A 24,680-nucleotide genomic window follows, 5' to 3' on the forward strand; every position below is an offset into this window, starting at 1 on the left:
GGAGAGATGATCGCACCCGCGTACGCACTCCGCGACGGCAACACGATTCCCGCGATCGGACTCGGCACGTACGGGCTCGACGACCAGGCGGGCATCGACGCGATCACCGCGGGCATCGCCGACGGCTACCGGCTTATCGACACTGCCTTCAACTACGGCAACGAAGAGGCCGTGGGCGAGGCGATCCGCCGCACCGACGTCGATCGCAGCGACCTCGTGATCGCGACGAAGCTGCCGGGCAAGCACCACGGCTTCGACGAGACGATCGCGAGCTTCGAGCAGTCGCGCATGCGGCTCGACCTCGACTGGGTCGACCTGTACCTCATCCATTGGCCGCTGCCGCGCCTCGGCAAGTACCTCGACAGCTGGCGGGCGATGATCTCCCTGCGCGAGAAGGGGCTCGTGCGGTCGATCGGCGTCTCGAACTTCACGGCCGAGATGCTGACCCGGCTGATCGACAGCACGGGCATCGTGCCGGTCGTGAACCAGGTCGAACTGCACCCCTACTTCCCGCAGGAGGAGCTGCGCGCGTTCCACGACGAGCACGACATCCGCACCATGAGCTGGAGTCCGCTCGCCAAGCGCACCGAGCTGCTGCAGGAGCCGGTCATCGCCGAGGTCGCCGCGGCCCACGGCGTCACTCCGGCGCAGGCGGTGCTGCGCTGGCACATCGAGCTCGAGGCGGTGCCGATCCCGAAGTCGTCGGATGCCGCGCGCCGCCGTGAGAACCTCGACGTCTTCGGGTTCACGCTCACGACCGAAGAGGTCGACGCCATCTCCGCGTTGTCGCGCGGCCGCATCTGGGGCGGCGACCCCGACACGCACGAGGAGTTCTGAGCCGCGACACCTCGGGTTGTCGTCGTCGGGCGGAGTTCACCTGGCGTCCAGCCGGAGTTTCGCGGCATCCGCGAGTCTCATCGCATGACCCCACTGCTGAAGGGTGCCGCAACGGCATCCGTCGCCGCCCTGCTCCTCGCCGCCGCGCCCGCCGCGTGGGCCGCCGCACCGCACCGCGCCGGTGACGCGCCGGCCGTCGTCACGACCGACAACGAGACGCCCGTGCTCTACGACGATGAGGCGGGCGGCAACGCCGTCGGCGACGACCCGGCGATCTGGGTGCACCCCGACGACACCGACGAATCGATCGTGATCGTCACGGCGAAGGAGGGCGGTCTGCGCGTCTACGACCTCGAGTCCGACGAACTGCAGTCGCTGCCCGCCACGGTCGCGCCGCGCGCCGACGGCGCCGAGGGCCGGTACAACAACGTCGACATCGCCTACGGAATCGAACTCGACGGCGAACTCGTCGACGTCGCCGTCGTCACCGATCGGTACAACGATCAGTTGCGCTTCTTCACGATCGACCCCGCCGGCACGGAGGCGGAGACCCCGCTCGTCGAGGTCACCGCGACCGAGCAGCCGTTCCTCTTCAGCGCCGACCGGGCGACGGTCGACGAGGGGCACACCGCCTACGGCCTCGCCGTGTGGCAGCCCACCGCCGGCGACGAGGCGTACGCCGTGGTCACGCAGGAGGGCGCCACGACCCTCGCGACCGCCCGCATCGTCGAGATCGACGGTGCGCTCGGGTACGCCGATGTCGCCACGACCGACATGCCGGCTTCGTTCCCGCTGCCCGACGGCACCACCTGGACGCCATGCCTCGAGGCCGGCATCGAACCGCACCTCGAGGGTCTGACCGTCGACCAGCGCACCGGCGTGCTGTACGCGGCCCAGGAGGACGTCGGCCTGTGGCGTCTGCAGCTCCCCTTCGGAGCGGCCGAGCCGCGGCTCATCGACCGGGTGAAGGACTTCGGCGTCCACGACGCGTACGACCCCGAGACCGAGGAATGCGCAGTCGTCGACTCCGACGACGGCGGCTTCGGAGGCTCAGTGCTCGAGGCCGACGCCGAGGGCGTCGACCTCTACTACGGCCCCGGCGCGACCGGGTACCTGATCGTCTCGAGCCAGGGCGACGACACGTTCGCCGTGTACGAGCGGCAGGGACGCAACCGCCTCGTCGGCACGTTCACCGTCGACGGTGCCGACGGTGCCGATGAGATCAACGGCTCCGACGGGCTCGCCGTCACCAACCGCGTCGTCGGCGACTATCGTGACGGACTGCTCGTGACGCACGACGAGCCCGAGACCGGCGAGGGCGTCGACGGCGACCGCGACGCGACGAACTTCTCGTACGTGGACTGGGACGACGTCGCCGAGGCACTGCACCTGAAGGTGAGCACCTCGGCGGGCAACGATCCGCGCTTCCGGTAGTCGACTGCACGGATGCCCCGGGCGGCGGCTTCGCCACCCGGGGCATCCGCTTGAGCTCAAGCGCGCTTGAAGTCGTAGGCTCGACAGGGTGACCGAACCCACCGCTGAGACCCCCGCGCCGCCCGCGACCGACCCCGAGGCGACGAGCACCGCGACCGCGGCGGGCGCCGAGGCATCCGCTGCACCGGTGGCGCCGGTCGCGCCGGCCGCGCCGGTGCCCGCATCGGGGCCGCTCTCGAAGCCGTACCGCTGGCTGTCGATCGGCATGTTCTCGCTCATCTTCCTCGCCGCGTTCGAGGCGATGGCCGTCACCACGATCATGCCGCTCGTGGCCGAGCAGCTCGACGGCGAGTCGCTCTTCGCGCTCGCCTTCGCCGTGCCGCTCGCCGCCGGCATCATCGGCATGGTCATCGCGGGCAACTGGACCGACCGCTCGGGGCCGATCCCGTCGCTCCTCGTCTCGGCCGCACTGTTCGTCGTCGGGCTCGTGATCGCCGGCACCGCGGTGAACATGGAGGTGTTCATCGTCGGCCGGTTCGTGCACGGCCTCTCGGGTGCCGCGGTCATCGTGCCCCTCTACGTGATCGTCGGACGGGTCTACCCGTCGGAGCTCCGCGCCCGGGTGTTCGCCGGCTTCGCCGCGGCCTGGGTGATCCCGTCGATCATCGGCCCGGCGCTCGCCGGCGTCGTCGCCGAGACGTTCAGCTGGCACTGGGTCTTCCTCGGCGTCATCGTGCTCGTCGTGCCCGCCGCCGCGATGATGCTGCCGCCCGTGCTGCGGGTGCGCAGTCAGGTGCAGGGCGACCCGTCGGTGCAGTGGAGCATCAGCCGCGTGGGCTGGTCGGTGCTCGTGGCGGCCGCGGCGCTCGGCGTCTCGCTCGCGAAGGAGCTCGGCGACCCGTGGCGCTGGGTCGTCGCGATCGCCGCGATCGCGCTCGCCGCGTGGGCGGCTCGCCCGCTGCTGCCGCAGGGCACCCTGCGCGCGGCGCGCGGCATGCCGGCGACCGTGCTCTTGAAGCTCATCGTGGCGGGCGCGTTCTTCGGCAGCGAGATCTACCTGCCGTACCTCTTCATCGAGCGCTACGAGTTCTCGCCGAGCCTCGCCGGCGCGGTGCTCACCGGCGCGGGCGTCTCGTGGGCGGTCGCGTCGTGGCTGCAGGGGCGGCTCACCCGGGTGTCGAACACGCAGGCCGTCGTGATCGGCACGATCCTGCTCGCGATCTCCCTCGCGATCGTGTTCGTCGTCGCCCTGTTCACGCTGGCGCCGGCGATCGCGTTCACGGCGTGGACGCTCGCGGGCGGTGCCATGGGCTTCATGTACCCGCGGTTCTCGGTCGCGGTGCTCGCCCTCTCGCCCGTCTCGGCACAGGGCTTCAACAGCGCGGCGCTGACGATCTCCGAGTCGCTCGGCGCGGCGATCGCGCTCGCGATCACGGCGCTCGTCTCGAGCGCGCTCGGCTCCGGCATGTTCGCCGCGGACTTCGCCGTGACGGTCGCGATCGCTTTGGTCGCCGTGCTGCTGGCCGGTCGGGTGCGACCGCTCGGCGCGTCATCGGGCACGAGCTGAGCCCGGCGGCGTGCGCCGACCCCGCCATGTGACTGTCACACATCTCGATGGCGCGCGAAACGACGTCCGCATGCATAATGGAAGCGCCGCTGATGTGAACGTGCACATCGGGGTGAACGGGTTGGCAGTGAATCCTGAGACTCCCAAAGGGCGGGCGCCCAGCATCCGTGATGTCGCGCGCCTGGCCGAGGTGTCGCACCAGACCGTCTCGCGGGTGCTGAACGACCATCCGAGCATCCGGCCCGAGACCAAGGAGCGCGTCCTCCTCGCCATGGAGACGCTGCAGTACCGGCCGAACCGGGCGGCACGAGCGCTGGTGACGAGCCGTTCGCACACCATCGGCGTACTGGCGGCGCGCAGCTCCGAGTACGGCCCTGCGACGAGCATCGCCGCGATCGAGGACGCCGCGCGGGAGCACGGGTACTACGTCAACACCGCGAATCTCGCCAGCGTGACGCCGGAGGCCATCACCGACGCCCTCGAGCACCTCATGCTCCAGGCGATCGAAGGGCTCGTCGTCATCGCCCCGCAGGTGCGGGTCTTCGACGTGCTCGCCGCGGCGCCCATCGGCGTGCCGTTCGTGAGCCTGCAGTCCACCGGGCGGAGCGACCACCTCGCCCTCTCCGTGGACCAGGTGACGGGTGCGCGCCGCGCCACGCAGCACCTCGTGAGTCTCGGGCACCGCGAGATCGTGCACCTGGCCGGCCCGCAGGACTGGATCGAGGCCGAGGCGCGCATGCGCGGATTCCTCGATGCGATCTACGATGCCGACCTCACGCTGCACCCGCCGATCCTCGGCGACTGGAGCGCCGACTTCGGGTACTTCGCGGGCCGCGAGCTCAGTCGCACCCGCGACTTCACCGCCGTGTTCGCAGCGAACGACCAGATGGCGATCGGCCTCATGCACGCGTTCCGCGACGCCGGCCTCGACGTGCCGGGCGACATCAGCGTGGTCGGGTTCGACGACATCCCCGTGGCCCAGCATGTGTGGCCGCCGCTCACGACGGTGCACCAGGACTTCCGCGAGGTCGGGCGCCGCGCGGTGGCCCTGCTCCTGAACCAGGTGCACGGGCGCGAGGTGCTCGAAGTCGAGGAGATCGTGCCGCGGCTCGTCGTCCGCGGCTCGTCGGCGAAGGCATCCGGCCGTCGACCCGTTATGCAAGCGTGACTGACTCGGCTTGACAGCGCCGCAACTCGGATGCACCATTGGTCTCGATGTGAACGGTCACACGAGACCGCACACAGGTACCGCCCCCGAACGAATGACATCGAGGTCGCACGTGAACCAGTCGCCGACGACACCCCTTGCGGACCCCCGCAGGTCGGGAGGCACCCGATGATGCCGCAGCCGATTCTCGAGATGCGCTCCATCACCAAGGAGTTCCCCGGCGTGAAGGCGCTGTCGGAGGTCTCGCTGACGGTGATGCCCGCCGAGATCCACGCGATCTGCGGCGAGAACGGCGCCGGCAAGTCGACCCTCATGAAGGTGCTCTCCGGGGTCTACCCGCACGGCACCTACACCGGGCAGATCATCTTCCGGGGCGAGGAGGTGCAGTTCCGCGACATCCGCCAGAGCGAGAACGCCGGTATCGCGATCATCCACCAGGAGCTCGCGCTCATCCCCGAGCTGTCGATCACCGAGAACATCTTCCTCGGCAACGAGATCAACCGCGGCGGTCGCATCGACTGGCGCGCGGCGAAGGTGCGGGCCATCGACCTGCTCGCACGAGTGGGGCTCGACGAAGACCCCGACACGCAGATCAAGCACCTCGGCGTCGGCAAGCAGCAGCTCGTCGAGATCGCGAAGGCGCTCGTCAAGGACGTGAAGCTCCTGATCCTCGACGAGCCGACGGCCGCCCTCAACGAAGACGACTCGCAGCACCTGCTCGACCTGATCCGCGGCCTGAAGGGCAAGGGCATCGCGTCGATCATGATCTCGCACAAGCTCAACGAGATCGAAGCGGTCGCCGACGAGATCACGATCATCCGCGACGGCCACACGATCGAGACCCTCGACGTGCACGCCGGCGGCGTCGACGAGGACCGCATCATCCGCGGCATGGTCGGCCGCTCCCTCGAGAGCCGCTTCCCCGACCGCACCCCGCGCATCGGCGACGTGTTCTTCGAGGTGAAGGACTGGACGATCCAGCACCCGCAGGTGCCCGAGCGCCTCGTCGTGAAGGGCTCGAGCCTCAACGTGCGGCGCGGTGAGATCGTGGGACTCGCGGGGCTCATGGGCGCCGGGCGCACCGAGCTCGCGATGAGCATCTTCGGGCGCTCCTACGGCACGTACCTCTCGGGCACGATCGTGAAGGACGGCAAGGAGATCGTGCTGAAGGACGTCGAGTCGGCGATCGAGCACGGCCTCGCCTACGTCAGCGAAGACCGCAAGCAGCTCGGGCTGAACCTGCTCGACACGATCAAGCGATCGATCGTCTCGGCGAAGCTCTCGAAGATCGCGAAGCGCGGCGTGGTCGACGACTCGCAGGAGTTCGGCATCGCGGAGGACTACCGCAAGCAGCTGCGCATCAAGACGCCGAGCGTCGACGCCGGCGTCTCCAAGCTCTCGGGCGGCAACCAGCAGAAGGTCGTGCTGGCGAAGTGGATGTTCACCGATCCCGACCTGCTCATCCTCGACGAGCCCACCCGCGGCATCGACGTCGGCGCCAAGTACGAGATCTACACGATCATCCAGTCGCTCGCGGCGCAGGGCAAGGGCGTGATCCTCATCTCGAGCGAGCTGCCCGAACTGCTCGGCATCGCCGACCGCATCTACACGGTCTTCGAAGGCCAGATCACCGACAACATCCCCGCATCCGAAGCGAACCCGGAGGCGCTCATGCGCAGCATGACCTCCGCCAAGAAGAAGGCGAACGCATGAGCACCACGGCGAAGGACCCGGCCGCCCAGAAGAAGGGCGGGCTCTCCGACATCCGCAAGATCTTCGGAGGCGGCCAGTCCAGCCTCCGTCAGTTCGGCATCCTCGGCAGCCTCATCGTCATCATCGTGATCTTCCAGATCTGGACGAACGGGCTGACGCTCTCCCCGACGAACCTGATCAACGTCGTCAACCAGTACTCCTACATCCTGATCCTCGCGATCGGCATGGTGATGGTCATCATCATGGGCCACATCGACCTGTCGGTCGGCTCGGTCGCGGCGTTCACGGGCATCATCGTGGCGAAGTCGATGGCGGAGTGGAACTTCCCGTGGCCGCTCGCGATCCTCCTCGGCATCGCGGTCGGCGTGGCGATCGGCGCCTGGCAGGGCTTCTGGGTCGCGGTCATCGGGGTGCCCGCGTTCATCGTGACCCTCGCCGGCATGCTCATCTTCCGCGGCGGCAACCAGTTCATCGGACAGTCGACGACCACGCCGGTGCCGCAGGAGTTCGGCATGATCGGCGCCGGGTACCTGCCCGAGCTCGCACTGCCGTTCAACTTCAACGTGCTGACGATGCTGCTCGGTCTCGTCGGTGCCGGCTGGATCGTCTGGAACGAGATCCACCTGCGCCGCCAGCAGAAGAAGATGGGCTCCGACTCGGCGCCCGTCTGGGTGAGCGTCGTCAAGGTCATCGTGCTCGCAGGCGTCATCCTCTGGGCGGCCTGGCTCTTCGCCACCGGCCGCCCCGGCACGAGCTTCCCGATCTCGGGCATCATCCTCGTGGTGCTCGTCATCCTCTACTCGTTCATCACGCGCAACACGATCTTCGGCCGTCACATCTACGCGGTCGGCGGCAACCGCCTCGCGGCGACGCTCTCGGGCGTCAAGGATCGCCGGGTCGACTTCTTCGTGATGATGAACATGTCCGTGCTCGCCTCCGTCGCCGGCATGATCTACGTCGCCCGCGCCACGGCATCGGGACCGCAGGACGGCAACGGCTGGGAGCTCGACGCCATCGCGGCCGTCTTCATCGGTGGCGCTGCGGTCTCGGGCGGCATCGGCACCGTCATCGGCTCGATCGTCGGTGGTCTCGTGATGGCCTTCCTCAACAACGGCCTGCAGCTCATCGGCGCCGGCGCCGACGTGGTGCAGATCATCAAGGGCCTCGTGCTCCTCCTCGCCGTCGGCGTCGACGTGTGGAGCAAGCGCCAGGGCCGCCCGTCGATCCTCGGGCTCTGGTCGGGTCGCCGCAAGGCGCGCCTCGAGACGCAGGCCCCCGACGAGGCGCCGACCGTCGCCCCCACCGGCCAGGCCAACGTGTCCTCGCTGCCCGAGGACCTCACCCGGCGCTGATGCGCCAGCAGCGGCATCCGCTCGAAATCGTCACCTCCGAGAAGTCCTGCAATTCCCATCGAGAAAGTGAAAGATCAATGAAGAAAATCACTCTTGCGGCCACCGCGATCGCCGCAGTGGCAGCGCTGGCCCTGGCCGGCTGCTCGTCCGACCGCGGCGGAGAGGGCGGCGGTGAGACCGGTGCGGCCGGCTTCGCAGCCGACTCGACGATCGGCATCGCCCTGCCCGACAAGACGTCGGAGAACTGGGTGCTGGCCGGTGGTCTCTTCGAAGACGGCCTCGCCGACGCCGGGTTCAAGGGCGACGTGCAGTACGCACCCGCCTCGAATACCGTCGCCGAGCAGCAGAACCAGATCTCGGCCATGGTCACCAACGGCGCGAAGGTCATCGTCATCGGTGCGAAGGACGGCAAGCAGCTCGGCACGCAGCTGCAGCAGGCCGCCGACGCCGGGGTCACGATCATCGCCTACGACCGCCTGATCGAGAACACGGAGAACGTCGACTACTACGTCGCGTTCGACAACTTCAAGGTCGGCGAGCTCCAGGGCCAGGCCCTGCTCGACGGTCTCGCCGCGCGTTCGGGCCACGAGGCGCCGTGGAACGTCGAGCTCTTCTCGGGTTCGCCCGACGACGCCAACTCGGCCGTGTTCTTCGACGGCGCCATGAAGGTGCTGCAGCCGAAGATCGATGACGGCACGCTCGTCGTCGTCTCGGGCCAGACCGACATCGCCCAGACCGCGACCCAGGGCTGGGAGGCCGAGAACGCCCAGAGCCGCATGGACTCGCTGCTCGCCGCGAACTACGGCGACAAGAACGTCGACGGCGTGCTCTCGCCGAACGACAACCTCGCTCGGGCGATCATCACCTCGACCAAGCAGGCCGGCAAGGACATCACGAAGGTGACCGTCACCGGTCAGGACTCCGAGGTCGAGTCGGTCAAGTCGATCATGGCGGGCGAGCAGTACTCGACCATCAACAAGGACACCAACCTCCTCGTGGAGCAGACGATCAAGATGATCCAGCAGCTCCAGAAGGGCGAAGAGGTCGACGTCAACGACACCGAGCAGTACGACAACGGCGTGAAGGTCGTTCCCTCGTACCTGCTCGCCCCGGTCATCGTGACGAAGGAGAACGCGGCTGAGGCGTACGCCAACAACCCGAACCTCCTCGACATCGTGAACGCAGCGGGCTAGTCACCTGCAGCACGACGGCCCTCGCTCCTCCGGGAGCGGGGGCCTTCGTCGTGTCACGGCGGCGGGCGGACGTTTCGCTCCTTGTCCTGCGAACGGGTTGCTTCGCTCTTCGTTAGCGCTAACATGGCTTCGTTAGCGCTCACAATGCCTGGCAGACGAAGGAGTCGACATGGAATTCGCGCCCGAGATCGAGGCGGCGATCGCGCACGTGCGCGACGACGTCGCGAGGCTGCACGCCGAGCTGACCCGCTACGGGCTCGTCGTCTGGACGGGCGGCAACGTCTCGGGCCGCGTGCCCGGCGCCGAGCTGTTCGTGATCAAGCCCTCGGGCGTGGCCTACGACGACCTCGCGCCCGAGAACATGATCCTCTGCACGCTCGACGGCGAGGTGGTCCCGGGTTCGGCAGGTTCCGACCGGCACCCCTCGAGCGACACCGCGGCGCATGCCTACGTGTACCGCAACCTGCCCGAGGTCGGCGGAGTCGTGCACACCCACTCGACCTTCGCCGTCGCCTGGGCGGCGCGCGGCGAGGAGATCCCCTGCGTCGTCACCGCGATGGCCGACGAGTTCGGCGGCCCGGTTCCGGTCGGCCCGTTCGCGGTCATCGGCGACGACTCGATCGGCCGCGGCATCGTGGAGACCCTCCGGGGCCACCGTTCGCGCGCGGTGCTCATGCGCAACCACGGGCCGTTCACGATCGGGGCGGATGCCGCGGACGCGGTGAAGGCGGCCGTCATGCTCGAGGACGTCGCGCGCAGCGTGCACTACGCCCGCGAGGCCGGGCCACTCGTGCCGATCCCGCAGGATGCGATCGACCGGCTCTTCGACCGGTACCAGAAGGTGTACGGGCAGACCGGGGAGGCCGGGCGATGACCGACTCCACGAGCCCGCGGCATCCGGATGACGCGCGCACGGCGATACTCGACGGGCGCACCTCGCTCGGCATCGAGTTCGGCTCGACGCGCATCAAGGCGTGCCTCGTCGGCGAGGATCCGACCGAGGTGCTCGCCGTCGGCGGCCACGAATGGGAGAACCGGTTCGAGGGTCGCGTCTGGACCTACTCGCTGGCCGACGTGTGGTCGGGGCTGCAGGCGGCGTACGCCGATCTCGTCGCCGACGCGCGCCGACGTCATGGCGTGGTGCCGCAGCGGTTCGGCGCCGTCGGCATCTCGGCGATGATGCACGGTTACCTCGCCTTCGACGCGGATGACGAGCTGCTCGTGCCGTTCCGCACGTGGCGCAACACCTCGACCGGCCCGGCCGCGGCCGAACTCAGCTATCGGTTCGGCCGCAACATCCCGCTGCGGTGGTCGATCGCCCACCTCCATCAGGCGATCCTCGATGGGGAGTCGCACGTTCCCGACCTCCGGTTCGTCACGACCCTCGCGGGCTATGTGCACTGGCGACTGACCGGACGCAAGGTGCTCGGCGTCGGCGATGCGTCGGGGATGTTCCCCATCGGCTCGACGACGGGCGACTACGACGCGGGGCTCGTCGCCACGTACGACGCCCTCGTGACCGATCGCGCGCCCGGACTCCGCCTCGCCGAGCTGCTGCCAGAGGTGCTCCGGGCGGGGGAGGACGCCGGCACGCTCACCACGGCGGGGGCCGCGCTGCTCGATCCGTCGGGCGCGCTGCGGCCGGGCGCCAGGTTCTGCCCGCCCGAAGGCGACGCCGGCACCGGCATGGTCGCCACGAACTCGGTCGCGCCCCGCACCGGCAACGTCAGCGCGGGCACGTCGATCTTCGCGATGGTCGTGCTCGAACGCCCGCTCGCGCACGCGCACCACGAGCTCGACCTCGTGACCACCCCGGCGGGCGACTCGGTCGCGATGGTGCACTGCAACAACGGCGCCAGCGAGCTCGCGGCCTGGGTCGGCTTGTTCTCCGAGTTCGCCGTCGCGGCCCGAGCACCGGTCGGCACGGATGCCGCATACGATGCGCTCTTCCGTTCGGCTCTCGAGGGCGAGGCCGATGCGGGCGGCCTGCTCGCCTACAACCACCTCGCGGGTGAGCCCATCGCGGGCCTGTCGGAAGGTCGCCCGCTCATCGTGCGCACGCCCGACAGTCGACTGACCCTCGCGAACTTCATGCGCGCACAGCTCTACGGGGTCTTCGGCACCCTGGCGCTCGGCATGAGCGTGCTCGCCGGGGAGGGCGTCGAACTCGACCGGATGTACGCGCACGGCGGCATCTTCCGAACCGCGGGCATCGCGCAGCGCTTCCTCGCCGGAGCGCTCGATGCGCCCGTCACCGTCGGCGCGACCGCGTCGGAGGGCGGGGCATGGGGCATCGCCGTGCTCGCGTCCTACCTGTCGGCGTCCGGCGACCAGGATCTCGGCACCTACCTGCGGGATCGCGTGTTCGCCGGCGCCGCGTTCGACACCGTCGACCCGGTGCCCGACGACGTCGCGGGCTTCGCGGTCTTCCTCGACCGCTATCGGGCCGGCCTGGCAGCAGAGGCCGCTGCCGTCGAAGCGCTCTGACCGGCGCAGCCCGATCCATTCACCCTTCGTTTCAAGGAGATCCGCATGACCCGCACCCCCCTGACCACCTCGCTCGACGGCTACGAGGTCTGGTTCCTCACCGGCAGCCAGCACCTCTACGGGCCCGAGACGCTCGCGCAGGTCGCCGAGCAGTCCCGGCGGGTGGTGGAGACGCTCGCTGCGGCATCCGCCGTGCCCGTGAGGCTCGTGTGGAAGCCCGTGCTCACCGACTCCGACGCGATCCGGCGCACGGCCCTCGAAGCGAACGCGGCCGACCACGTGATCGGTCTCGTCGCGTGGATGCACACGTTCAGTCCCGCGAAGATGTGGATCGCGGGCATCGAAGCGCTGCAGAAGCCGCTCGCGCACCTGCACACCCAGGCGAACGTCGAGCTGCCATGGGGCGAGATCGACTTCGACTTCATGAACCTCAATCAGGCCGCGCACGGTGATCGCGAGTTCGGGTACATCCAGACCCGCCTCGGCGTGCCGCGCAAGACGATCGTCGGCCACGCGAGCGACCCGCGCGTGCAGGCCGAGCTCGGCACGTGGCAGAGGGCAGCGGCCGGCCTCGCGGCATCCCGCAGCCTGAGACTCGCCCGCTTCGGTGACAACATGCGCTACGTGGCAGTGACCGAGGGCGACAAGACCGAGGCCGAGCTGCGCTTCGGCGTGCAGGTCAACACGTGGGGCGTCAACGAGCTCGCGGCGGCGGTGGCCGCGGCATCCGATGCCGACGTCGACGCGCTCGTCGCCGAGTACGACGAGCTGTACGAGGTCGTTCCCGAGCTGCGCGCGGGCGGCGAACGCCACCAGTCGCTGCGCGACGGTGCGGCGATCGAGCTGGGCCTCCGCTCGTTCCTCGAGGAGGGCGGCTTCGGTGCCTTCACCACGAGCTTCGAAGACCTCGGCGAGCTGAAGCAGCTGCCCGGCCTCGCCGTGCAGCGGCTCATGGCCGAGGGCTACGGCTTCGGCGCCGAGGGCGACTGGAAGACCGCCATCCTCGTGCGCGTGGCGAACGTCATGGGCGCCGGGCTGCCAGGCGGCGCCTCGCTCATGGAGGACTACACCTACGACATGACGCCCGGCGACGAGCTCATCCTCGGCGCCCACATGCTCGAGGTCTCGCCGTCGCTCACGACGTCGAAGCCGACGCTCGAGATCCACCCGCTCGGCATCGGCGGAAAAGACGACCCCGTGCGTCTCGTCTTCACGGCCGACCCCGGCCCCGCGGTCGTCGTCGCGCTGAGCGACATGCGCGACCGGTTCCGCCTCACGGCCAACGTCGTCGAGAACGTCGAGCTGCGGCATCCGCTGCCGAAGCTGCCGGTCGGGCGCGCCGTGTGGAAGCCGGCCCCCGACTTCCACACGAGTGCCGCGGCCTGGCTGACGGCGGGCGCCGCGCACCACACCGTCATGTCGACCGCCGTCGGGGTCGAGGTGTTCCGCGACTTCGCCGAGATGGCGAAGGCCGAGCTGCTCGTCATCGACGGCGAGACGACGCTGCCCGGGTTCCAGCGCGAAGTACGCTGGAACCAGGCCTACTACCGCTTGGCGCAGGGTCTCTGATCGGGGTGGCACATGGGCGGGCACGCATCGCGCGACGACGAGGCGACGAGCGCGCGCGGCGGGGATGCACCCGTCGGTGATGTGCACAGTGGTGCCGGCACGGGAGTGCCGACGATGTTCGACGTCGCGCGTCGCGCCGGAGTCTCGCACCAGACCGTGTCGCGAGTGCTCAACGATCTGAGCGGGGTCGCGGCGTCGACCAAGGTCCGCGTCGAGCAGGCCATCGCCGAACTCAACTACACGCCGTCTCCCGCGGCGCGCGCGATGGCGAACCGGCGGTCGGGCGTCATCGGCCTGATCCAGGCCGGTCGGCCCGACTACGGTCCGTCGAACGCCGCCCTCGGTTTCAACGAGGCCGCCCGCGAGGCCGGCTACACCGTCAGCCAGGCGAGCATGCGCTCGCTCGACGCCGACGTGCTGCGCCAGGCGGTGCATCGCCTGGTGCTGCAGCGAGTTGAGGCGATCGTGCTCATCTCGGGCGAGCGCGAGGGCGTCGCGGTGCTCGGCGGCATCGACGCGGGCGTGCCGCTCGTCGTCGTCGCGTCGGAACCCGCACCCGCGTTGCACCGCGTCTCGATGGACCAGTACGAGGGCGCCCGTCTCGCGACGGGCCACCTCATCGGTCTCGGCCACCGGGAGATCCGGCATCTCGCCGGACCGGCCGAGTCGATGGATGCCGCCGAGCGACGTCGCGGGTGGGCCGACGTCATGCGCGAACACGGGCTCGCGACGCCCGAGCCGATCGAGGGCGACTGGCTCGCGGCATCCGGCTACGCTGCGGGCCTCCGCCTCGCCGGCGATCGCGAGGCGACCGCCGTCTTCAGCGCCAACGACCAGATGTCGATCGGCCTGCTGCACGCCTATCGGGAGGCAGGCGTTCGCGTGCCCGACGACGTGAGCGTCATCGGGTTCGACGACGTGCCAGAAGCCGCGCACTTCGCGCCGCCGCTCACCACCGTGCGTCAGGACTTCGACGCCCTCGGACGTGACGTCGTCGCGACCCTGCTCGAGGTGCTCCGGGGCGGGGCGGATGCCGTGGACCGCACGGCACGCGTGCCGGAGCTCGTCGTGCGGGCGAGCACGGCGCCGCGGGCGCGCCGCTGACGTCCGCCTCGCCCGCGCCGCGCCGTGCCTCCGGCCGCGCCGTGCCTCTGGCCGCGCCGTGCCTCTGGCACACGGGACCACTCGTGTCGCACGGGACGGTGGATGGCATGCGTCCGGTGCGAGACGAGTGGTCCCGACCGGGCGGGATGCTCAGATATGAGCGCTCACAACCGAGCGGTGCTGCGTTCGGAGCGCGGGTGCGCGGATCAACTGGTGCTTGGCCGACGCCGTAATCAATACGTTATGAACCCGCCACTTGTGAGCGCTCACAAGTGAGCGCTAACATCTCACCACGGCCAGAACGACCTGGCCGGCCGGCACCAGGAGCTCGCAGCACATCCGGCCGGATCACTGAACAAGGAGGTTCACGATGAAGAAGCTGATCGGCATCGCCGCAGCGGCATCCCTCGCTCTCGTACTCGCCGGTTGCGCGGGCGGCGACGGCGGCACCGGCGCGGCCGAGGGCCCCAAGGCGCTCGACGAACTCGTCGTCGGCTTCGCGCAGGTCGGCGCCGAATCGGGCTGGCGCACCGCCAACACCAAGGACATCCAGGCGTCGTTCGAAGAAGCCGGCATCGAACTCAAGTTCTCCGATGCGCAGCAGAAGCAGGAGAACCAGATCAAGGCGATCCGGTCGTACATCCAGCAGGGTGTCGACTACATCGCGTTCTCGCCCGTCGTCGAGACCGGCTGGGACGCGGTGCTGAACGAGGCCAAGGCCGCGGGCATCCCCGTGGTCCTCACCGACCGCGCCGTCGACAGCGAGGACACGTCGCTCTACGTCTCGTTCCTCGGATCCGACTTCATCGAGGAGGGCAAGAAGGCCGGCCTCTGGGTGCTCGACCAGTACAAGGACAGCACCGAGAAGGTCAACATCGTGCAGCTCGAGGGCACGACGGGCGCCGCACCGGCGATCGACCGCGCAGAGGGCTTCGCCGACGTGATCCGCCAGAACCCGAACCTCGAGGTCGTGGAGAGCCAGACCGGCGACTTCACCCGCGCGGGTGGCAAGCAGGTCATGGAGGCGATGCTGAAGTCCAACCCCGACATCGACCTCGTGTACGCGCACAACGACGACATGGGCCTCGGCGCGATCGAGGCGATCGAGGCCGCCGGCCTCGTGCCCGGTGAGGACATCAAGATCGTCACGGTCGACGCAGTGAAGGACGGCATGCAGGCGCTCGCCGACGGCAAGATCAACTTCATCGTGGAGTGCTCGCCGCTGCTCGGCAACCAGCTCGTCGAGATCATCACGACCCTCAACGACGGCGGCACGGTGGAGCCGCGCATCATCACCGAGGAGACGACGTTCGACCAGGAGCAGGCCATCGAGGCGCTGCCCGACCGTCAGTACTGAGTTCCGAGCGAGCGGATGCCGCGGCATCCGCTCGCTCGCGGCTCGGCGGGTGTGCCCGGCTTCCCTGCCGCACACCCGCCGTGCCCCTACGCTCGACCCACGGCGCCGCACCGAGCGGACGCCGCCACAACCTCGATGGAGAGACTCGTGACCCAGGCATCCGTCGCCGCGCCCGTCATCGAGATGCAGGGCATCTCGATCACCTTCCCGGGCGTGAAGGCGCTCGACGGCGTCGACTTCCGCATGTTCCCCGGCGAGGTGCACTCGCTCATGGGCGAGAACGGCGCGGGCAAGTCCACGCTCATCAAGGCCCTCACGGGCGTCTACGGCATCGACGCTGGCACCATCACCCTCGCGGGCGAGCAGGTCTCGTTCAGCGGCCCCGCCCAGGCGCAGGCGTCGGGCATCTCCACGGTGTACCAGGAGGTCAACCTCCTCCCCAACCTGTCGGTGGCCGAGAACATCATGCTCGGGCGTGAGCCGCGTCGGTTCGGCTCGATCGACTGGCGGGCGATGCGCCGCCGTGCCGCCGCGCTGCTCGCGGGCCTCAACCTCGACCTCGACCCGAATTCGCTCCTCGGCGACCACTCGCTCGCGGTGCAGCAGCTCGTGGCGATCGCGCGTGCGATCGACGTGCAGGCGAAGGTGCTCATCCTCGACGAGCCCACGTCGAGCCTCGACGCCGACGAGGTGGCCGAGCTGTTCCGCGTCATCCGCTCGCTCAAGGAGCAGGGCGTCGCGATCCTGTTCGTCTCGCACTTCCTCGACCAGGTCTACGAGATCTGCGACCGCCTCACCGTGCTGCGCAACGGGTCCCTCGTGGGGGAGTACCTCGTCGAGGAACTGCTGCGCATCGACCTGGTGCAGAAGATGATCGGCAAGGAGCTGACGACCCTCGACGACCTCGAGCAGCGTGCGCGCTCGGCGGTCGTCGACGAGTCCGATGCCGCGATCTTCGTGAACGCCGAGGGCCTCGGGCGCCGCGGGGCGATCAACCCGGCCGACCTTCCCATCGCAGCCGGCGAGGTCGTGGGCCTCGCGGGCCTGCTCGGCTCCGGCCGCACCGAGCTCGCCCGGCTGCTCGGCGGCATCGACCGCGCCGACCAGGGCGAACTCGCGATCCGCGGCAAGGTCACGAAGCTCCGCACGCCGCGGCAGGCGATCTCGAACCGCATCGCCTACTCGTCCGAGAACCGCCGCGACGAGGGCGTCGTCGGCGACCTCACGGTGCGCGACAACATCGTGCTCGCGCTGCAGGCCGACCGCGGGTGGTTCCGGCCCATCCCCGCGAAGCGGCGCGACGAGCTCACGCAGAGCTACATCCAGGCGCTCAACATCCGCCCGGGCAACCCCGACGCCCTCGTACGCAACCTCTCGGGCGGCAACCAGCAGAAGGTGCTCCTCGCACGGTGGCTCGCCATCGCACCCCGGCTCCTCATCCTCGACGAGCCGACGCGCGGCATCGACATCGGGGCCAAGGCCGAGATCCAGAAGCTCGTCTTCAACCTCGCCGAGAACGGCATGAGCGTGCTCTTCATCTCGGCCGAGCTCGAAGAGGTGCTGCGCCTCAGCCACCGCATCGTCGTGCTGAGGGACCGCCACGTCGTGGCCGATCTCGAGAACGACGGGCTCACCGTCGACTCGCTCCTCGCGCTCATCGCCGAGGGGTCGAGCGACGACGAGGTTCCGGATGCCGCGGGCGGCGTGCCGATCGCCGTGCCCGCCGTGCCCAGCGCCGACCGACCCCATGACCCTGCGGCATCCGATGCCGACCCGAACCCCACCGACCCCACAGGAGATCCCCGATGAGCGCACTGCTCGCCAGGCTCGTCGCGAGCCGGCTGTTCTGGCCGATCGTGATGCTGCTCGTGCTCTTCACGATCAACCTGATCGCGTTCCCCGGATTCTTCGCGGTGACGCTGCGCGACGGCCACCTGTTCGGCAGCCTGATCGACATCCTCCGCAACGGCGCGCCGACGCTGATCATCGCCGTCGGCATGACGCTCGTGATCGCGACGCGGGGCATCGACCTCTCGGTCGGCGCCGTCGCCGCCATCTCAGGTGCGGTCGCCTGCTCGATCATCCTCGGCTCGCCCGAACCCGCGAGCCCGGCGACCGTCGCCGTCGCCGTGACGGTCGCGCTGATCATCTCGCTCGTGCTCGGCATGTGGAACGGGTTCCTCGTCGCGGTGCTCGGCATCCAGCCGATCATCGCCACGCTCATCCTCATGACCGCCGGTCGGGGCGTCGCGATGCTCATCACCGAGGGGCAGATCATCACGGTGAACAGTCCGCCGTTCAAGGCGTTGGGCTCGGGGTTCTGGTTCGGCATCCCCATCGCGGTGATCATCGCGGCCGTCGTCTTCGGCATCGCGGCGCTCGTCACCCGGCGCACCGCGCTCGGCATGTTCATCGAATCGGTCGGCATCAACCCCGAGGCGAGCCGCCAGGCCGGGGTGCGTGCGCGCGGGCTGCTCTTCGTCGTCTACACGTTCAGCGCCTTGTGCGCCGCGATCGCGGGCCTCATCCTCACGGCGAACACGGCTGCGGCCGACGCCAACAACACGGGCCTGTTCATCGAGCTCGACGCGATCCTCGCGGTCGTGATCGGCGGCACCTCCCTCGCCGGCGGTCGCTACTCGCTCGTCGGCACCCTCGTCGGCGCCCTCGTGATCCAGACGCTCGTGACGACCGTGTATACGGTCGGCATCCCGCCGATCGCGACGATGGTGTTCAAGGCGGCGGTCGTGACGATCGTGTGCCTGCTCCAGTCGCCGACCACGAACGAGGCGTTGGGCGACTTCCGACGAAGACTGGCCATGCGCGCAGGCACGGGGGTGGCGGCGTCATGACGAAGCTCCTCGACGCACCCGAGCGTCCCCTCCGCACCGGAGACCCGAACGGCACGGCCCCGCGAGCGGGTCTGGCGCGACGCATCCGGAACCTGCTGACCAGCCCGAAGTACGGGCCGGTCACCGTGACGGCCGTGCTCTTCGTCGTCATCTTCATCGCGGGCGGCCTGCGCTACCGCGGCTTCTTCTCGGGACAGGTCTTCCTCAACCTGCTCGTCGACAACTCCTACCTGATCGTGCTCGCAGTCGGCATGACGTTCGTGATCCTCACGGGCGGCATCGACCTCTCGGTGGGTGCGGTCGTGGCCCTCAGCGGCATGATCGCCGCGAGCCTGCTGCAGACGGGGTGGTCGCCCGCAGCGGTGATCCCGCTCATCCTCGTGCTCACGAGCATCCTGGGCCTGCTCGTCGGGCTCATGATCCATGTCTTCAAGGTGCAGCCGTTCATCGCCACGCTGGCCGCCATGTTCCTGGCCCGCGGGCTCTGCTACGTGATCAGCCAGAGCTCCATCTCGATCACCGACCCGACGTTCGTGCAACTGGCCGTCGCGCGCATCCCGCTGGGCGGCAACCTCTCGATCACCCCGAGCGTCATCATCGCAGTGGTCGTCGTGGCGATCGCCGTCTGGGTCCTGCACGCGACGCGGTTCGGCCGCACCGTGTACGCGATCGGCGGCGGCGAGCAGAGCGGCCTGCTCATGGGGTTGCCCGTGGCGCGAACCAAGGTGCTCGTCTACGTGATCAGCGGGTTCTGCTCGGGCATGGCCGGCGTGCTCTTCACCTTCTACACGCTGTCGGGGTATCCGCTCACCGCGATCGGCACCGAGCTCGACGCCATCGCCGCCGTCGTGATCGGCGGTACCCTCCTCACGGGCGGCTACGGGTTCGTGCTCGGCTCGGTGCTCGGCGTGCTCGTGCTCGGCGTCATCCAGACGATCATCACGTTCGAGGGCACCCTGTCGTCGTGGTGGACCAAGATCTTCATCGGCGCCCTGCTGCTCGTCTTCATCATCCTGCAGAAGGTGCTCACGTCGCGGCGGCGATAGCGGGCTGCCGTCTCGGATAATGATGTGCAGCACAGAGAGCGCGCGGAAGCGCCGGGCAGGAGCCGACGGAACCGGTGAGTGAAGACGACAAGGCGCGCGCGGCCACCATCTTCGACGTGGCCCGCCTCGCCGGCGTATCGCACCAGACGGTGTCACGCGTGCTCAACGAGCTGCCGAACGTGCGGCCCGCCACGCGCGACCGCGTCGAGAAGGCGATCAAGCAGCTGCGCTACGTGCCGTCGCAAGCGGCGCGCGCGCTCGTCACGCGACGCTCGCGCACCCTCGGGCTGATCACGACCGGTGCCCCCGACTTCGGTCCGTCCGCGACGGCGCTGCACTTCAACCAGGCGGCGCGCGATGCCCGGTACGCGGTCATCATGGCGAGCCTGCTCGAGACGGATGCCGCGTCGCTGCGGTCAGCCGCCGAGATGCTCGTGCGCCAGAACGTCGAGGCCATCGTGCTCATCGCGGCGCACCGAACGGCCGTCGACGCGGTGCAGGGCATCGAGCTCGGCGTGCCGCTCGTCGCCGTCGCGTCGCAGGGCTCGGGGCTCGCGCACCGGGTGTCGCTCGACCAGTTCGAGGGCGCGCGGCGGGCTGTCTCGCACCTCGTCGAGTCGGGCCACCGCGAGATCCGCCACCTCGCCGGACCCGAGGACTCGATGGACGCCGCGGAGCGTGCCCGCGGCTGGCGCGACGTGCTCGCCGCCCATTCGCTCGTCGCCCGAGAACCGCTCGTGGGCGACTGGTCGCCGGGGAGCGGGTATCGCCTCGGGCGCGAGCTCGCGGCATCCGACCCCGACTTCACCGCGGTGTTCGTCGGCAACGACCAGATGGCGCTCGGCCTCATCCACGCGCTCACCGTCGAGGGGCGCTCGGTTCCGGGTGACGTCAGCATCGTCGGTTTCGACGACATCCCCGAGGCCGAGCACCTCGCGCCGCCGTTGACGACCGTGCGGCAGGACTTCGCGCTGCTCGGTCGCGATGCCGTCGCCGCGGTGCTCACGGTGCTCGGCGACGAGGAGGCCGAAGACCTGCCCGTGCGGGCGCCGACGCTCGTGGTGCGCGCATCGACGCGGGCCGTCGACGGGCCGCCGGCCGCGTAGCCCGCGCCCGCCGCCCGCTCACCCGCCGCCCGCTCACCCGCCGCCCGCTCACCCGCCGCCCGCTCACCCGCCGCCGGTCGCGAGGCCGATTGCCCGCGCACCCCGCTCGGGACGGTGATCCCGAACGCGGGCGAGTGATCCGGCCTACGACTGCTGGCTGTAGTCGGGCAGCTCCTGCAGGGTCCAGCGGTTGCCGTCGGGGTCCTTCAGCGTGACGAAGCGGCCCCAGGCCTGCTCGTCGACGCCCTCGGCCTCGACCCCCTTGGCGCGGAGCTCGGCGAGCACGGCGTCGGCGTCGGGGATGACGACCTGGATCGAGTCCTGCTGCCCGGGCTGCAGGCCGCCGCCCATTCCCTCGCCGAACGCGATCGAGCAGGCCGACCCGGGCGGGGTCAACTGCACGAAGCGCAGGCTCTCGCTGACCCGATGGTCGTGATCGGCGTTGAAGCCGAGCTTGTCGACGTAGAACGCCTTCGCCCGATCGACATCGGTGACGGGCACGTAGATGAGCTCGATCTTCCAGTCCATGGTGACTCCTCGTAGGGGTGCGGTGGTGCGATCCGTTCCATCGAATCGCCTCCTTCCACGGTAGGCAACGAAGCGGTCGGTTTCCGTCCGCATTCAGATACCAGCGGATGCCGCGGCCCTCGAGTGGAAGGATGGACGCATGGCATTGCACATCACGGGGGAGCAGGCCGCCGACGAGCTGCTCAGCGACGACGCGTTCGCGCTGCTCACGGGAATGCTCCTCGACCAGCAGGTGACCATGGAGTCGGCGTTCGCCGGGCCCGAGAAGATCCGCTCGCGCATCGGTTCGATCGACCCCGAGACGATCGCCGCCTACGACCCCGAGGCCTTCGTCGAGGTGTTCAAGCAGACCCCGGCCGTGCACCGCTTCCCGGGTTCGATGGCCGGTCGCGTGCAGGCGCTCGCGGCTGCGATCGTCGAGGAGTGGGGCGGCGAGGCATCCGCTCTCTGGACTCGGGGCGACCCCAACGGTACCGAGGTGCTCAAGCGCCTGAAGGCGCTGCCGGGCTTCGGCGACCAGAAGGCGAAGATCTTCCTCGCGCTGCTCGGCAAGCAGTGCGGCCTCGCAGCGCCGGGCTGGCGCGAGGCCGCGGGCTCGTACGGTGACGAGGGCGCCTTCCGTTCGGTCGCCGACATCGTCGACCCCGATTCGCTCGCCAAGGTTCGCGCGACGAAGCAGGCCGCCAAGGCAGCCGCGAAGGCCGCGAAGGGCTGAGCCGTCGCGCGGGCGACCGCGCCGAAGTCCCGAAGTCCCGACGTGCCGAAGTGCCGGGACTCTTGTGCAGTGCTCCATTGAGCGCCGCGACGCGGAATCAGCGCTCCTGAGCGCGAACGGCTTGAAGGAGGCCACGTGTCGTGCGCCTGTGTCGGGTTACTGTGGGCGGGTGAGCTTCAGGACAGCGGCGAGCCGGGCCCGCGACGAGTCCCGATCGATCGGGCAGCGTGCGCGCGGGCTCTCGGACTGTCTCGAACGCTTCAACGTCTTCGGTTTCACCGCAACCCGCTCCAGGCTCATTTATCGGACCGGTGCTGCGCCTAGGCGATGGACGTCCGCCCAGATACTCGAAGCCATCGACATCCTCGAATCGGCGAGGGAATCGTGGGTCACGGTTCTGGGTGAAAAGAGCGAAGCGGTACGGGCCGAACGCCGAACGGGAACTGGTTGGGGCCGCGTTGCCATGCCAGCCCTTCGCCGAGAATGGGCAGAGAGCTACCTCGTACGCGATGTTGCAGAGACGTGGAGTGTTTCTCAGTTGGGCGACTGCACTCGATGCAACCACCGGATGATCCACCACGGGACCGGCTATTGCCGGGAGTGCAGCGACGGCAACTGGCTGTTTCGCGATGAGTGGTGCCAGGTACCCTTGCCAGATCCTCAGGACACCATGAACTGGAGTGGATCGCGGCGGACTGATTCCTAGTCGACGAGGAAGCCCGCGATCGTGAGGGCCATCGACTTCGGTTCCCACGCGTGGTCGGCGGCGGGCACGGTGCCGCGGATCGCGTGCGGCAGGCTCGCGATGAGGGAGTCGGCGGCCGGCGTCATGAAGTCGAGGGTCTGCTCGCCGAGGAGCACGAGCGTCGGCTGCGCGATACCGGCCCAGAGCGCGGGGCGCGCTGCGCTCTGCGTCCAGGCGAGCGCTTCGGCGTCGGGCTCGAGGCTCGGGCCCATCGCCGTCATGATCGGCCAGCCGGGGCTCGACTTCGCGCCCGCGAGCCACTCGGGCGGCATGTCCTTCATGAAGTACTCGATCGTTGCGTCGCCGTCGCCCGCCGCGATGCGCTCGCGCAGCCCGGCGAGGAACTCCGCGCCGTCGGTGCCGAGCTCGGCGTTCAGCGGCACCTCCCACAGCACGACCTTCGAGACCGCGAGACCGGATGCCGCGGCCGCGAGCGCGATCGCCCCGCCCGAGGAGCTGCCGAAGAGGGCGACAGCGTCGTCGGTGCCCTCGGTGGCCACGTCGATGAGCGCGCGCAGGTCGTCGAGGGTCTGCCCGAGCGTGATCGGAGGCGCTGCCGGGCTCTCGCCCCGCCCGCGCCGGTCGTAGTGGTAGACGGCGAACCCGTGCCGGGCGAGCTCGCCCGCCATCTCGACGGTCGCCGGGTCGAAGGCGCGGAACTGCATCGCACCGTCGACGAGGATCACGGGTGGGCCGGAACCCTGCCGGTCGTAGGCGATGCGGGTGCCATCGGCTGAGGTCGCGAACTCGGTCATGAGGATGCCCCTTCGTCTCGCTCGGGCTCAGGCTACGCCGCCCGGGCCGTCGCCGCGCGTCGCGCCGCGGCGATGTCGGCGGGTGGTGGCAGTGTTGGGTCACAACACCATATGTAGGGGTCGGTCGCCTGTAGCACCCCCAAGGGTTCCGATTCGCGACACGCCCGGCATTCGTCCACAGGGCAAGAGATTTCGAAGTCGACGGGTGTGGATAACCTCGGGAGAAGCCGCGAGAATCCGCAGGTCTCAGCGGCATCCGCTGTTCATAACCCGTGGATAACCCCGTGGATAACTACACGAATGTAACTACAGCATGTTGTGGCAGTCGAGTTCTTCGAACACTAGATGTAGTATTGAAGTACGAAATGCAACACCGGGGGACAGGCTCCTCCAGAGCCTGAGAACGAGGGGAAAACAATGACGGTCACGGTCTACACCAAGCCTTCTTGCGTCCAGTGCAACGCGACGTATCGCGCCCTCGACAGTAAGGGCATCGAGTACGAAGTGCTCGACCTCTCTGTCGACGAGAGCGCCCTTGCGCAGGTCAAAGAGCTGGGCTACCTGCAGGCTCCGGTCGTCATCACCGACGAAGGCCACTGGTCGGGATTCCGTCCCGACAAGATCGACGAACTCGCCTCGCGCCTCGCCTAGGGGTCGCCGGTGAGCTCGGGGGAGTGAACCGGTGGAGAACGCAGTCGCGAAGGACGCACCATGACGAATCTGGTCTACTTCTCGAGCGTCTCGGGCAACACGAAGCGCTTCATCGAGAAGCTCGGCCGCCCTGCGGCCCGCATCCCGCTGCATGCGCGTGAAGCAGCACTGCACGTCGACGAGCCCTACGTGCTCGTCGTGCCGACCTATGGCGGCGGCGACGGCAAGGGTGCCGTTCCGAAGCAGGTCATCCGCTTCCTGAACGATCCCGACAACCGCTCGAACATCCGCGGCGTCATCAGCGCGGGCAACACCAACTTCGGTACGGCCTTCTGCCTGGCCGGCGACATCATCGCCGCCAAGACGGGGGTGCCGCACCTCTACCGCTTCGAAGTATTCGGAACACCAGACGACGTTCGCGCCGTCGACGATGGATTGGACGCATTTTGGCAAACGCAACAGCAACTGACGGCGTAGCGCTCATCGACGCACCGCGATCGG

General features: G+C 69.1%; 21 protein-coding genes. 19 read left to right on the plus strand and 2 right to left on the minus strand.

Going from position 1 to position 24,680, the window contains the following annotated elements; all coding sequences use genetic code 11:
* Positions 1 to 6: 6 nt before the first annotated feature.
* The 16 genes from BJY17_RS15425 to BJY17_RS15500 all read left to right on the plus strand — a co-directional run bounded on the left by BJY17_RS15425 (position 7) and on the right by BJY17_RS15500 (position 20,785).
* Positions 7 to 837, plus strand: a complete 831-nt coding sequence (locus BJY17_RS15425) for an aldo/keto reductase (RefSeq protein ID WP_179552144.1) — start codon at positions 7 to 9, stop codon at positions 835 to 837.
* An 84-nt stretch (positions 838 to 921) separates the two neighbouring features.
* Entirely contained in the window at positions 922 to 2,271 is a 1,350-nt protein-coding gene (locus BJY17_RS15430) for a phytase (RefSeq protein ID WP_179552145.1), read from the plus strand.
* 88 nt (positions 2,272 to 2,359) lie between these two features.
* A complete protein-coding gene (locus tag BJY17_RS15435; RefSeq protein WP_322789870.1) occupies positions 2,360 to 3,838 on the plus strand; it encodes an MFS transporter in 1,479 nt (492 codons plus the stop codon).
* Positions 3,839 to 3,908: 70 nt separating this feature from the next.
* A complete protein-coding gene (locus BJY17_RS15440; protein ID WP_179552146.1) occupies positions 3,909 to 5,006 on the plus strand; it encodes a LacI family DNA-binding transcriptional regulator in 1,098 nt (365 codons plus the stop codon).
* A 171-nt stretch (positions 5,007 to 5,177) separates the two neighbouring features.
* Positions 5,178 to 6,719 carry a multiple monosaccharide ABC transporter ATP-binding protein gene (mmsA, locus tag BJY17_RS15445; RefSeq protein WP_179552147.1) on the plus strand — a complete coding sequence of 514 codons (1,542 nt, stop codon included), beginning with the start codon at positions 5,178 to 5,180 and terminating at the stop codon, positions 6,717 to 6,719.
* On the plus strand, positions 6,716 to 8,071 hold the full coding sequence (gene mmsB, locus BJY17_RS15450) for a multiple monosaccharide ABC transporter permease (RefSeq protein ID WP_179552148.1): 1,356 nt from the start codon (positions 6,716 to 6,718) through the stop codon (positions 8,069 to 8,071). Before mmsA ends, mmsB begins: the two co-directional genes overlap by 4 nt.
* A 77-nt stretch (positions 8,072 to 8,148) precedes the next feature.
* Positions 8,149 to 9,264 (plus strand): substrate-binding domain-containing protein, encoded by a 1,116-nt coding sequence (locus BJY17_RS15455; protein WP_179552149.1) that lies wholly within the window; start codon positions 8,149 to 8,151, stop codon positions 9,262 to 9,264.
* A gap of 169 nt (positions 9,265 to 9,433) precedes the next feature.
* Positions 9,434 to 10,138 carry an L-ribulose-5-phosphate 4-epimerase gene (locus tag BJY17_RS15460; protein WP_179552150.1) on the plus strand — a complete coding sequence of 235 codons (705 nt, stop codon included), beginning with the start codon at positions 9,434 to 9,436 and terminating at the stop codon, positions 10,136 to 10,138.
* Entirely contained in the window at positions 10,135 to 11,751 is a 1,617-nt protein-coding gene (locus BJY17_RS15465) for a xylulokinase (RefSeq protein WP_179552151.1), read from the plus strand. The genes BJY17_RS15460 and BJY17_RS15465 overlap by 4 nt, the downstream gene beginning before the upstream one ends.
* A gap of 45 nt (positions 11,752 to 11,796) precedes the next feature.
* A complete protein-coding gene (gene araA / locus BJY17_RS15470) occupies positions 11,797 to 13,320 on the plus strand; it encodes an L-arabinose isomerase (protein WP_179552152.1) in 1,524 nt (507 codons plus the stop codon).
* Positions 13,321 to 13,332: 12 nt separating this feature from the next.
* Positions 13,333 to 14,424, plus strand: coding sequence for a LacI family DNA-binding transcriptional regulator (locus BJY17_RS15475; RefSeq protein ID WP_179552153.1), 1,092 nt, complete (start codon positions 13,333 to 13,335; stop codon positions 14,422 to 14,424).
* Positions 14,425 to 14,794: 370 nt separating this feature from the next.
* Positions 14,795 to 15,781 carry an ABC transporter substrate-binding protein gene (locus BJY17_RS15480; RefSeq protein WP_179552154.1) on the plus strand — a complete coding sequence of 329 codons (987 nt, stop codon included), beginning with the start codon at positions 14,795 to 14,797 and terminating at the stop codon, positions 15,779 to 15,781.
* Between the two features lie 135 nt (positions 15,782 to 15,916).
* A complete protein-coding gene (locus BJY17_RS15485; protein ID WP_179552155.1) occupies positions 15,917 to 17,590 on the plus strand; it encodes a sugar ABC transporter ATP-binding protein in 1,674 nt (557 codons plus the stop codon).
* Complete coding sequence (locus tag BJY17_RS15490; RefSeq protein WP_179552156.1) at positions 17,587 to 18,633, plus strand: ABC transporter permease; 1,047 nt, start codon at positions 17,587 to 17,589, stop codon at positions 18,631 to 18,633. The genes BJY17_RS15485 and BJY17_RS15490 overlap by 4 nt, the downstream gene beginning before the upstream one ends.
* Positions 18,630 to 19,679: a galactofuranose ABC transporter, permease protein YjfF gene (yjfF, locus tag BJY17_RS15495; protein WP_179552157.1), complete on the plus strand. Its 1,050-nt coding sequence runs from the start codon at positions 18,630 to 18,632 to the stop codon at positions 19,677 to 19,679. The genes BJY17_RS15490 and yjfF overlap by 4 nt, the downstream gene beginning before the upstream one ends.
* Positions 19,680 to 19,753: 74 nt before the next feature.
* Entirely contained in the window at positions 19,754 to 20,785 is a 1,032-nt protein-coding gene (locus BJY17_RS15500) for a LacI family DNA-binding transcriptional regulator (protein ID WP_179552158.1), read from the plus strand.
* A 144-nt stretch (positions 20,786 to 20,929) separates the two neighbouring features.
* On the opposite strand, the gene BJY17_RS15505 is transcribed toward BJY17_RS15500, so the two are convergent.
* Entirely contained in the window at positions 20,930 to 21,313 is a 384-nt protein-coding gene (locus BJY17_RS15505; protein WP_179552159.1) for a glyoxalase superfamily protein, read from the minus strand.
* A gap of 139 nt (positions 21,314 to 21,452) precedes the next feature.
* On the opposite strand from BJY17_RS15505, the gene BJY17_RS15510 reads away from it, so the two are divergent.
* Positions 21,453 to 22,028: an HhH-GPD-type base excision DNA repair protein gene (locus BJY17_RS15510; RefSeq protein WP_179552160.1), complete on the plus strand. Its 576-nt coding sequence runs from the start codon at positions 21,453 to 21,455 to the stop codon at positions 22,026 to 22,028.
* Positions 22,029 to 22,730: 702 nt separating this feature from the next.
* Here BJY17_RS15510 and BJY17_RS15515 read toward each other — a convergent pair.
* Entirely contained in the window at positions 22,731 to 23,528 is a 798-nt protein-coding gene (locus BJY17_RS15515) for an alpha/beta fold hydrolase (protein WP_179552161.1), read from the minus strand.
* Between the two features lie 417 nt (positions 23,529 to 23,945).
* Between BJY17_RS15515 and nrdH the strand changes: the two genes are divergently transcribed.
* Entirely contained in the window at positions 23,946 to 24,179 is a 234-nt protein-coding gene (gene nrdH, locus BJY17_RS15520) for a glutaredoxin-like protein NrdH (protein ID WP_056005481.1), read from the plus strand.
* Between the two features lie 60 nt (positions 24,180 to 24,239).
* A complete protein-coding gene (nrdI, locus tag BJY17_RS15525) occupies positions 24,240 to 24,656 on the plus strand; it encodes a class Ib ribonucleoside-diphosphate reductase assembly flavoprotein NrdI (RefSeq protein ID WP_179552162.1) in 417 nt (138 codons plus the stop codon).
* The last annotated feature ends 24 nt before the right edge of the window (positions 24,657 to 24,680 follow it).

The organism is Agromyces hippuratus (genome assembly GCF_013410355.1).
Taxonomy (GTDB): Bacteria; Actinomycetota; Actinomycetes; order Actinomycetales; family Microbacteriaceae; genus Agromyces; species Agromyces hippuratus.

Excerpts from the sequence above, each read along its gene's own strand:
- nrdI (WP_179552162.1), top strand. The coding sequence starts at position 24,240 with ATGACGAATCTGGTCTACTTCTCGAGCGTCTCGGGCAACACGAAGCGC.
- BJY17_RS15485 (WP_179552155.1), top strand. The coding sequence starts at position 15,917 with ATGGAGAGACTCGTGACCCAGGCATCCGTCGCCGCGCCCGTCATCGAG.
- BJY17_RS15480 (WP_179552154.1), top strand. The coding sequence starts at position 14,795 with ATGAAGAAGCTGATCGGCATCGCCGCAGCGGCATCCCTCGCTCTCGTA.
- BJY17_RS15505 (WP_179552159.1), bottom strand. The coding sequence starts at position 21,313 with ATGGACTGGAAGATCGAGCTCATCTACGTGCCCGTCACCGATGTCGAT.
- mmsB (WP_179552148.1), top strand. The coding sequence starts at position 6,716 with ATGAGCACCACGGCGAAGGACCCGGCCGCCCAGAAGAAGGGCGGGCTC.
- BJY17_RS15460 (WP_179552150.1), top strand. The coding sequence starts at position 9,434 with ATGGAATTCGCGCCCGAGATCGAGGCGGCGATCGCGCACGTGCGCGAC.
- BJY17_RS15515 (WP_179552161.1), bottom strand. The coding sequence starts at position 23,528 with ATGACCGAGTTCGCGACCTCAGCCGATGGCACCCGCATCGCCTACGAC.
- BJY17_RS15425 (WP_179552144.1), top strand. The coding sequence starts at position 7 with ATGATCGCACCCGCGTACGCACTCCGCGACGGCAACACGATTCCCGCG.
- nrdH (WP_056005481.1), top strand. The coding sequence starts at position 23,946 with ATGACGGTCACGGTCTACACCAAGCCTTCTTGCGTCCAGTGCAACGCG.
- yjfF (WP_179552157.1), top strand. The coding sequence starts at position 18,630 with ATGACGAAGCTCCTCGACGCACCCGAGCGTCCCCTCCGCACCGGAGAC.
- BJY17_RS15510 (WP_179552160.1), top strand. The coding sequence starts at position 21,453 with ATGGCATTGCACATCACGGGGGAGCAGGCCGCCGACGAGCTGCTCAGC.
- BJY17_RS15455 (WP_179552149.1), top strand. The coding sequence starts at position 8,149 with ATGAAGAAAATCACTCTTGCGGCCACCGCGATCGCCGCAGTGGCAGCG.
- mmsA (WP_179552147.1), top strand. The coding sequence starts at position 5,178 with ATGCCGCAGCCGATTCTCGAGATGCGCTCCATCACCAAGGAGTTCCCC.
- BJY17_RS15465 (WP_179552151.1), top strand. The coding sequence starts at position 10,135 with ATGACCGACTCCACGAGCCCGCGGCATCCGGATGACGCGCGCACGGCG.
- BJY17_RS15440 (WP_179552146.1), top strand. The coding sequence starts at position 3,909 with ATGCATAATGGAAGCGCCGCTGATGTGAACGTGCACATCGGGGTGAAC.
- araA (WP_179552152.1), top strand. The coding sequence starts at position 11,797 with ATGACCCGCACCCCCCTGACCACCTCGCTCGACGGCTACGAGGTCTGG.
- BJY17_RS15430 (WP_179552145.1), top strand. The coding sequence starts at position 922 with ATGACCCCACTGCTGAAGGGTGCCGCAACGGCATCCGTCGCCGCCCTG.
- BJY17_RS15475 (WP_179552153.1), top strand. The coding sequence starts at position 13,333 with ATGGGCGGGCACGCATCGCGCGACGACGAGGCGACGAGCGCGCGCGGC.
- BJY17_RS15490 (WP_179552156.1), top strand. The coding sequence starts at position 17,587 with ATGAGCGCACTGCTCGCCAGGCTCGTCGCGAGCCGGCTGTTCTGGCCG.